Annotated in this window: 12 protein-coding genes; 10 read left to right on the top strand and 2 right to left on the bottom strand. The window is 68.9% G+C overall.

The features are described from left to right. On the top strand, positions 1-287 hold a 287-nt coding region (locus SPI01S_RS06955), incomplete at its 5' end, for an energy transducer TonB (RefSeq protein WP_157084589.1). A gap of 43 nt (positions 288-330) precedes the next feature. Here the strand turns inward: SPI01S_RS06955 and SPI01S_RS06950 are convergent. Beyond that, positions 331-624, bottom strand: coding sequence for a 4a-hydroxytetrahydrobiopterin dehydratase (locus SPI01S_RS06950; protein ID WP_066720214.1), 294 nt, complete (start codon positions 622-624; stop codon positions 331-333). A 49-nt stretch (positions 625-673) separates the two neighbouring features. Here SPI01S_RS06950 and SPI01S_RS06945 point away from each other — a divergent pair, with 49 nt between their 5' ends. The 3 genes from SPI01S_RS06945 to SPI01S_RS06935 are packed head-to-tail and all read left to right on the top strand — an operon-like array spanning position 674 to position 2,294. Continuing rightward, a complete protein-coding gene (locus tag SPI01S_RS06945; RefSeq protein WP_245653499.1) occupies positions 674-1,078 on the top strand; it encodes a metallopeptidase family protein in 405 nt (134 codons plus the stop codon). Next, a complete protein-coding gene (ccmA, locus tag SPI01S_RS06940) occupies positions 1,075-1,662 on the top strand; it encodes a heme ABC exporter ATP-binding protein CcmA (RefSeq protein WP_066720203.1) in 588 nt (195 codons plus the stop codon). The genes SPI01S_RS06945 and ccmA overlap by 4 nt, the downstream gene beginning before the upstream one ends. Continuing rightward, positions 1,659-2,294, top strand: a complete 636-nt coding sequence (locus SPI01S_RS06935) for a heme exporter protein CcmB (RefSeq protein WP_066720201.1) — start codon at positions 1,659-1,661, stop codon at positions 2,292-2,294. Before ccmA ends, SPI01S_RS06935 begins: the two co-directional genes overlap by 4 nt. A gap of 35 nt (positions 2,295-2,329) precedes the next feature. Here the strand turns inward: SPI01S_RS06935 and pyk are convergent, their stop codons facing one another. After that, positions 2,330-3,799, bottom strand: coding sequence for a pyruvate kinase (gene pyk / locus SPI01S_RS06930; protein ID WP_066720198.1), 1,470 nt, complete (start codon positions 3,797-3,799; stop codon positions 2,330-2,332). Positions 3,800-3,871: 72 nt separating this feature from the next. Between pyk and SPI01S_RS06925 the strand changes: the two genes are divergently transcribed. The 6 genes from SPI01S_RS06925 to ruvC all read left to right on the top strand — a co-directional run bounded on the left by SPI01S_RS06925 (position 3,872) and on the right by ruvC (position 7,786). Further along, the gene (locus tag SPI01S_RS06925; RefSeq protein WP_066720195.1) at positions 3,872-4,246 is read left to right on the top strand and encodes a DUF1244 domain-containing protein; all 375 of its coding nucleotides are present in this window, start codon (positions 3,872-3,874) and stop codon (positions 4,244-4,246) included. A 28-nt stretch (positions 4,247-4,274) separates the two neighbouring features. Beyond that, entirely contained in the window at positions 4,275-5,606 is a 1,332-nt protein-coding gene (locus SPI01S_RS06920; RefSeq protein ID WP_066720193.1) for a metal-dependent hydrolase family protein, read from the top strand. Positions 5,607-5,727: 121 nt separating this feature from the next. After that, complete coding sequence (locus SPI01S_RS06915) at positions 5,728-5,964, top strand: DUF2312 domain-containing protein (RefSeq protein ID WP_010543233.1); 237 nt, start codon at positions 5,728-5,730, stop codon at positions 5,962-5,964. 82 nt (positions 5,965-6,046) lie between these two features. Continuing rightward, entirely contained in the window at positions 6,047-6,790 is a 744-nt protein-coding gene (locus tag SPI01S_RS06910) for a YebC/PmpR family DNA-binding transcriptional regulator (RefSeq protein ID WP_066720190.1), read from the top strand. Between the two features lie 109 nt (positions 6,791-6,899). Continuing rightward, entirely contained in the window at positions 6,900-7,301 is a 402-nt protein-coding gene (locus SPI01S_RS06905) for an endonuclease domain-containing protein (protein WP_157084588.1), read from the top strand. Beyond that, positions 7,298-7,786, top strand: coding sequence for a crossover junction endodeoxyribonuclease RuvC (gene ruvC / locus SPI01S_RS06900; protein WP_066720186.1), 489 nt, complete (start codon positions 7,298-7,300; stop codon positions 7,784-7,786). Before SPI01S_RS06905 ends, ruvC begins: the two co-directional genes overlap by 4 nt. The last annotated feature ends 144 nt before the right edge of the window (positions 7,787-7,930 follow it).

Here is a 7,930-nt window from a genome sequence, read left to right as displayed (position 1 = left end):
GGATCGGCGGGCGGATCACCGATGCCGATTACCCGCGCGCGGCGCTCAAGGCCGGGGCGAGCGGCACGGTGGGGTTGCGCTTCGTGGTGGGCGTGGACGGCCGGGTTTCGAGCTGCACCGTCACGCGCAGCAGCGGCAACCGCGACCTCGACGAGACGACCTGCAAGCTGATCCAGAAGCGCTTCCGCTATGTGCCCAGCAGGGATGCTACGGGCCGCCACTATGCCGATACGGTGACCGGCGAGCATCGCTGGGATCTCTACGAGCGGGAAGACCCGGGGGAGTGACCGATCTCCCCCTCCCGCAAGCGGGAGGGGAGCGCAGGCACCGCTACCCCGCCACCAGCGCGTCGATTGCCGCGGCCAGTTGCAGGTCGCGCGTCGAAAGGCCGCCGGCGTCATGGGTGGTCAGCAGGATGTCCACGCGGTTCCACACGTTCGACCATTCGGGATGATGATCGGCCTTTTCCGCGATCAGCGCGACGCGGGTCATGAAGCCGAACGCTTCGGTGAAGTCGGCGAACAGAAAGCGGCGGGTGATCGCGTCGCGTCCGGGTTCGTAGTTCCACGAGGGCAGTGCCGCGAGCGATTCCTCGCGCAGGCCTTCGGTCAAACGCGCTACCATGCTATCCCCTCCTTGCTCGTTCTCTGCCCAACCGCCTATGCATTCGGCCATGCCGGAGCAAGCGCCAACCTTCGCCCCCGATGCCGCCCTGATCGAGCGCCTCGCCCGCGCCGCGCTCGCGCGCATTCCCGCGCCGTTCCAGGCGCATCTCGCCGACGTGGTGCTGCTGGTCGAGGAGTTCGCCGACGAGGAGACGCTAGACGCGCTCGGCATCGACGATCCGTTTGCGCTCAGCGGCCTGTATCATGGCCGCCCGATCGGCGAGAAATCGGCGTTCGATTCGGGCGGACTGCCCGATCGCATCCACCTCTATCGCCGCGCGATTCTCGACGAATGGGTGGAGACGGGCGAGTCGCTCGAGCGGCTGGTGTACCATGTCGTGATCCACGAGGTCGGCCACCATTTCGGTCTGTCCGACGATGCCATGCACGCGCTGGAAGACGCCGCCGATTGAGCCCCGGCCTCGCCTTTGACCCAAGCCTCGCCTTTGACGACGTGACCTGCCTGCGCGGCGGGCGGATCCTGTTCGAAGGGCTCGGCTTCGCGCTGGCGCCGGGCGAGGCCGGGCTGGTGCTCGGGCCCAACGGCGTCGGCAAGTCGAGCCTGATCCGCATCGCCGCCGGGCTGCTCGCGCCGCTGGGCGGCCGGGTGACGGGTGAGGGCGCACGCGCGCTGCTAAGCGAAACCGCCGCGCTCGATGCGGAGCGGATGCTGGCGGGGGCGCTGGGCTTCTGGGCCGGTCTCGACGCGCGGCGCGGCGCCGTTGCCGAAGCGCTGGCGGCGGTGGGGCTCGCCGACATCGCCGACGTGCCGGTACGGCTGCTGTCGACCGGCCAGCGGCGGCGCGCCGCGTTTGCGCGGGTACTGGCGAGCGGCGCCCCGGTCTGGCTGCTCGACGAACCCGCCAACGGGCTCGACACTGCCTCGGTGGCGATGCTCGAGGCGCGGATCGCGGCGCACCGCGCGGACGGCGGCATCGTGCTGGTCGCGACGCACCAGCCGATCGCGCTGCCCGGCGCGCAGGAGATTCGCTGGTGACCGCGCTGGTCTGGCGCGAGCTGCGGCGGGCGTGGAGCAGCGGCGGGCTGGTGCTGCCGATCGCCTTCTTCCTGCTGGTCGCGATCCTGTTCCCCTTCGCGGTGGGCCCCGATGGCCGCCTGCTCGCCCGGATCGGCGGCGGGGTGATCTGGGCGGCGGCGCTGCTCGCGGCGCTGCTCCCGGTCGAGCGGCTGGTGACCCCCGATGCCGAGAGCGGGGTGCTCGATCAGCTGGTGGTGCGCGGGTTTTCGGATGCCGGCATCGCCGCGGCGAAGATGCTCGGGCACTGGCTGGGCTTCGGTCCCGCGCTGCTGGCGGCGACCTGCGTAGCGGCGGCGTTGCTGCACGTGGACGGCGCGGCGCTGGGTACGATCCTGATCGGACTAGCGGTCGGCACGCCGGGTCTCGCGGCGCTGGGCGTGGCGACTGCGGCGCTGGTGGCGGGGCTGCGCGGCGCGGGCGCGCTGGCCGGGCTGGTGATGCTGCCCTTCGCGGTGCCCTTGCTGATCTTCGGCGCGGGCGCCACCGGCGGCGAGCCCGGCGCGATCAAGCTGCTGGGGGCGATCAGCCTGGTACTGGTGGCGGGATGCCCCTTCGTCGCCGGCGCGGCGATGCGGATGGGGCGGGGGTAGCAACCCCTCCCGCCGGAGCGGGAGGGGCGCTGGGATCAGTTGCCTTCCGGCCCGGTATAGTTGCTCAGCTCGTCGCCGAGCAGCGTCACGACGTGCAGCACGTTGGTCGAACCCGGCGTCTTGAACGGCACGCCGGCGCAGACGATCACGCGGTCGCCGGCCTTGGCGAGGCCGTGGCGCAGCGCCATGCGCTTGGCCTTGGCGACCATTTCCTCGAACGACTCGACGTCGCGGGTCTGCACCGCATGGGTGCCCCACAGCAGGCCCAGGCGGCGTGCGGTGTCGCGTTCCGGGGTCAGCACCAGGATCGGCAGCAGCGGCCGCTCGCGGGCGATCCGGCGAGCGGTCGAGCCCGAGCTGGTGAAGCAGATGATCGCTGAGGCCGAAACCGTCGCGGCAATGTTCTTCGCCGCTTCGGCCAGCGCGTCGGCCGTCGTCGGATCGGGCTTGGTGACAGTGAAGTGGACGCGGTCGCCATGCGCCGGATCGCGCTCCACCGCATCGGCGATCGAGTTCATCATCGACACCGATTCGACCGGCCACTTGCCCGCGGCGCTTTCGGCCGAGAGCATGATCGCGTCCGCGCCGTCATAGACCGCCGTCGCCACGTCCGACACTTCGGCGCGGGTGGGCGAGGGGCTGTCGATCATCGATTCGAGCATCTGCGTCGCGACGATCACCGGGCGGCCCAGGCGGCGCGCCGATTCGACGATCCGCTTCTGCAGCGGCGGCACGGTCTGCGGCGGCAGCTCGACGCCCAGATCGCCTCGGGCGACCATCACGCCGTCGCACTGTTCGAGGATCTCCTCGAGGCGGGCGATGGCCGAGGGCTTCTCGATCTTGGCGAGCAGCGCCGCCTTGCCGCCGATCAGGCGGCGGGCCTCCATCAGATCCTCGGGGCGCTGGACGAAGCTGAGCGCGATCCAGTCGGCGCCCTGCTCCACTGCGAAGCTGAGGTCGCTGCGGTCCTTCTCCGTCAACGCTGCCAGCGGCAGCACCATGTCGGGGACGTTAAGGCCCTTGTTGTTCGACAGCGCGCCGCCGACCTCGACGATCGTGGTCAGCCGGTCGGGCGTCGCGTCGGTCACGCGCAGCACCAGCTTGCCGTCGTCGAGCAGCAGGCGCGCATCGGCATGGGCGGCTTCGAAAATCTCGCGGTGCGGCAGTTCGACGCGGGTGGCGTCGCCCGGGGTGGGGTCGCGATCGAGCGTGAACTGGTGGCCGGTGACGAGCATCACCTTGCCCTCGGCGAACTTGCCGACGCGGAGCTTCGGGCCCTGAAGGTCGGCAAGGATCGTGGTCGGGCGGCCGGTGGTGGCCTCCAGCCCGCGGATCGCTTCGAACAGCGGGATCTTCGAGGCCTGGTCGCCATGGCTCATATTGATGCGGAACGCATCGGCGCCGGCGCGGAACAGCTTCTCGATCATTTCGGGGGACGCGCTGGCGGGTCCCAGCGTGGCCAGAACGCGCACCTTGCGCGAGCGGGGGGAGATCGCCTGTGTCATCGTTGTCTTCCTCGGCTTGTGCGTGCCCGCCTCTAGCCCCAAATGCGTTAACATCAACTGCGGAGGTGCCAAATGGATGAACTAGATCGCCTGGACGACGCAACAGCGGCCAAGGCGTTCCGCCGGCTGGTGCGCCATCTGCGGCACCGGCACGACGCCCAGAACATTGATCTGATGGGGCTTTCGGGCTTTTGCCGGAACTGCCTGGGCGACTGGATCCACGAGGCGGACCCGAGCATCGCCAAGTCCGATGCGCGCCGAATCGTCTATGGCATGGAGCAGTCCGCATGGAAGGCAAAGTATCAGGGCGAGGCCAGCCCCGAGCAGCTTGCCCGCATGGAAGAGAGCCTGAAGAAGAACGAAGGCCGCGACGCGGAACTCGATGAGGCGCTTGACGAGAGCTTTCCGGCCAGTGATCCTCCGAGCATGACCGACCCCCACGCCTGAGCCGGGGGCGCGACAGGGGGAGAATGCGATGAAGACGCTGTTGCTGGCCGCGCTGGCATGCACCGTGGCCGTGCCCGCGCTGGCCCAGCCTTCCCCCCGCGTCACCTATGTCCAGGCCGGGCGGCTGCTCGACCGGCCGGGCCAGGCGCCGCGCGGCGCGAGCACGCTGATCCTGCGAGACGGCAAGGTCGCCGAAGTGCGCGACGGGTTCGTCGCTCCCGAGGCCGGGGCCACGCTGGTCGACCTGCGCGACAAGTTCGTGCTGCCCGGGCTGATCGACCTGCACGTCCACCTCTTCTCCGAAGGCGATCCCGTGAAGGAGCGGATGAACGCGCTCAACGAGGACGAAGCCGACGAGTTCGTCATCGGCATCGAGGATGCCCGGCGCGACCTGGAAGCGGGCTTCACCACCGTGCGCGATCTCGGCAGCAACCCGCGGGCGATCCGTGCGCTGCGCGACGCGGTGGAGCGCGGCGCCATCGCGGGTCCGCGAATCGTCAATGCCGGGCGGATGATCTCGGTTTCGGGCGGGCACGGCGACGGTACCAACGGCCTTGCCGAGGAATTCGCCGAGGCGGTGGCGCACCGCCAGATCAACACCTGCGACGGTGCGGACGATTGCCGCCGCGCGGTGCGCCAGCAGATCGGGCTGGGCGCGCAGGTGATCAAGTTCGCGGCGACCGGCGGTGTGCTCTCCAACGTCGCCGGCGGCCTGGGCAAGCAGATGTCCGACGCGGAGATGCAGGCGATCGTCGATACCGCCCATAGCTTCGGCCGGCGCGTCGCGGTGCATGCCCATGCCGCCGAAGGGGTGCGCGGCGCGGTGGAGGCGGGGGCCGATTCGATCGAGCATGGCAGCTTCCTCGACGACGCGACCATCGCCGCGATGAAGGCGCACGGTACCTGGCTGGTGCCGACGATGATCGCGCCGGTCACCGCGCTCGCCAATGCCCGCGCCGGCAAGCTGCCGCCCGCCACCATCCCCAAGGCCGAGGCGGCGGCGGCTGCTGCGGCGGCGAGCCATGCCCGGGCGATCAGGGCGGGCGTGAAGGTCGCCTTCGGCACCGACACCGGCGTGTCGCGGCACGGCGATAATGCGAAGGAATTCGCGTTGCTGGTCCGCGCGGGACTGAGCCCGGCGGCCGCGATTCGCGCGGCGACGCTGGATGCCGCCGATGCGCTCGGCCGCAAGGACCAGCTGGGGTCGCTGGAACCCGGCAAGGTGGCGGACCTGATCGCGGTATCGGGCGATCCGCTGCAGGACGTGACGGTGCTGGAGCGGGTCGACACGGTGGTGCGCGGCGGCGTGGTCCACAAGCTCGGCGGCAAGCGCCAGGTCTTCCCGCAGGACGGTGGTTGAGCGCGGGGCCCGGCTGGCGTACAGGGCCCGCCTGATTCCGTAATCCTTGTCGGACGAACCGGCCGGCGCGAGTCTCGCGCGGCGCTTTGTCCGATCCCATGCTTCAGGAGCTAGAACACCCATGTCCGACAATATTTCCGCCGAGCAGCTCCGCCTCCTGATCGAGCGTGTCGAGCGTCTCGAAGAGGAGAAGAAGGGCATCGCCGACGACATCAAGGACGTCTATGCCGAAGCCAAGTCGACCGGCTTCGACGTGAAGACGATGCGCACCATCGTCCGCCTGCGGAAGATGGAAAAGCATCACCGCGAAGAGGCCGAGATGCTGCTCGAAACCTACAAGCAGGCGCTGGGCATCTAAGCCCGCGCGCATGGCGCTCGCCTGGCTTCCGCGCTAAGGCGAGTGCTTCTCCTTTTCCACTCGCAGGCAGTTCGGGTTCACCATGGCAGGCCATTCCAAATTCAAGAACATCATGCACCGCAAGGGCGCGCAGGATAAGAAGCGCTCGGCGATGTTCTCCAAGCTCAGCCGCGAAATCACCGTCGCGGCGAAGATGGGTCTGGCGGACCCCGACATGAACCCGCGTCTGCGCGCCGCGATCAACGCCGCCAAGGCGCAGTCGATGCCCAAGGACAATATCCAGCGCGCCATCGACAAGGCGAGCAAGGGCGAAGGCGATAATTACGAAGAGATCCGCTACGAGGGCTTTGGCCCCGCCGGTGTTTCGCTGATCATCGAGGCACTGACCGACAACCGCAACCGCACCGCCACCAACGTGCGCACCGCGGTGTCGAAGAACGGCGGCAACCTCGGCACCGCCGGTTCGGTGAGCCACGGCTTCGACCGCCTGGGCCTGATTTCCTATCCGGCGAGCGCCGGCGATGCCGAGAAGGTGTTCGAGGCGGCGCTGGAAGCGGGCGCCGAGGACGTCACCAGCAGCGAGGACGGCCACGAGATCTGGACCGCGCAGGGCGACCTGCACGAAGTCGCCAAGGCGCTGGAGCCGGTGCTCGGCGAGTCCGAAGGCGCGAAGCTCGCCTGGCGGCCGCAGACCATGGTGACGGTGGGCGCGGACGATGCCGCGACGCTGTTCAAGCTGCTCGACGCGCTCGACGACGACGACGACGTGCAGACGGTATGGGGGAACTACGAGATTCCCGACGACGTGATGGAGAAGCTGGGTTAAGCTGGCTACTTCCTAAGCCCCTCCCCTTCAGGGGAGGGGTTGGGGTGGGGGCTGGCGGAGTAGCCAGATACTCCGTTGGTGGTGCATCCTGCCCGGGGAGGGCATGGATATGGTCACCGAAGCCGAGCTATTGGCCCGCGCACGCGAGATGCGGCGTACTCCCACCGAGCTGGAGAAGCGGCTTTGGCGGCATCTCTCCAACACCCAGCTCGGCCATAAATTCCGTCGCCAGCAGGTGATCTTCCCGTACATCTGCGACTTCTTCTGCCCGGCCAAGGGGCTGGTGATCGAGGTCGACGGTGACACGCATGACCCGGCGCGTGATGCGCGCCGCGACGCGCTCCTTCTCAGCCAAGGATTTTTGACCCTGCGGTTCTCCAATCACGATGTGTTCGAGAATATCGATGGCGTACTCGCGGCGATCGTCAACACGCTCCAAGCCCGACCAGATCGCTGGTCCGCCAGCCCCCACCCCAACCCCTCCCCTGAAGGGGCGGGGCTTAAAAGGTGATCATCCTTGGCCTCGATCCTGGCCTCGGGACCACCGGCTGGGGTCTGATCCGCGCCGAGGGGAACCGCCTCGGTCATGTCGCCCACGGCAAGCTGGTGACCGACACCAAGGCCACGCTGCCGCGCCGCCTCGCCCATCTCGATGCGATGCTCGCCGCGCTGATCGCCGATCATGCGCCCGAGGCGGCGGCGGTCGAGGAAGTGTTCGTCAATTCCAACGCGCAATCGACGCTAAAGCTGGGCCAGGCGCGCGGGGTGGTGCTGTGCGCCGCCGCGCGGGTGGGGATCGACGTCGGCGAGTATAAGCCGAGCACGGTCAAGAAGTCCGTGGTCGGCGTTGGCAATGCCGACAAGGACCAGGTCCATGCGATGGTCTCGCGGCTGCTGCCGGGGGTGAAGATCGTCGGCGCCGATGCCGCGGACGCGCTCGCGGTGGCGATCTGCCATGCGCACCATCTGGCGAGTGCGCGGTTCGGGGTGCGATAGGGGCCGCTTCCTCTTAGTGCGTCATCCCGGCGAGAGCCGGGATCCAGTCGCCGCTCGCTATCCGCAAGAACGGGAACGTAGACCCCAATGGATCCCGGCTTTCGCCGGGATGACGGGCGAGTACGGTATCTCCGCGTTCCCACA

Source organism: Sphingomonas pituitosa NBRC 102491, assembly GCF_001598435.1.
GTDB classification, from domain to species: domain Bacteria; phylum Pseudomonadota; class Alphaproteobacteria; order Sphingomonadales; family Sphingomonadaceae; genus Sphingomonas; species Sphingomonas pituitosa.
Note: the sequence above shows the minus strand (reverse complement) of the source record. Positions and strands in the feature narration are given on the sequence as shown.

What these genes read in the sequence shown, in the direction of transcription:
- SPI01S_RS06950 (WP_066720214.1), bottom strand. Translation starts at nt 624, where the DNA reads ATGGTAGCGCGTTTGACCGAAGGCCTGCGCGAGGAATCGCTCGCGGCA.
- SPI01S_RS06945 (WP_245653499.1), top strand. Translation starts at nt 674, where the DNA reads ATGCCGGAGCAAGCGCCAACCTTCGCCCCCGATGCCGCCCTGATCGAG.
- pyk (WP_066720198.1), bottom strand. Translation starts at nt 3,799, where the DNA reads ATGACACAGGCGATCTCCCCCCGCTCGCGCAAGGTGCGCGTTCTGGCC.
- SPI01S_RS06925 (WP_066720195.1), top strand. Translation starts at nt 3,872, where the DNA reads ATGGATGAACTAGATCGCCTGGACGACGCAACAGCGGCCAAGGCGTTC.
- SPI01S_RS06920 (WP_066720193.1), top strand. Translation starts at nt 4,275, where the DNA reads ATGAAGACGCTGTTGCTGGCCGCGCTGGCATGCACCGTGGCCGTGCCC.
- SPI01S_RS06915 (WP_010543233.1), top strand. Translation starts at nt 5,728, where the DNA reads ATGTCCGACAATATTTCCGCCGAGCAGCTCCGCCTCCTGATCGAGCGT.
- SPI01S_RS06910 (WP_066720190.1), top strand. Translation starts at nt 6,047, where the DNA reads ATGGCAGGCCATTCCAAATTCAAGAACATCATGCACCGCAAGGGCGCG.
- SPI01S_RS06905 (WP_157084588.1), top strand. Translation starts at nt 6,900, where the DNA reads ATGGTCACCGAAGCCGAGCTATTGGCCCGCGCACGCGAGATGCGGCGT.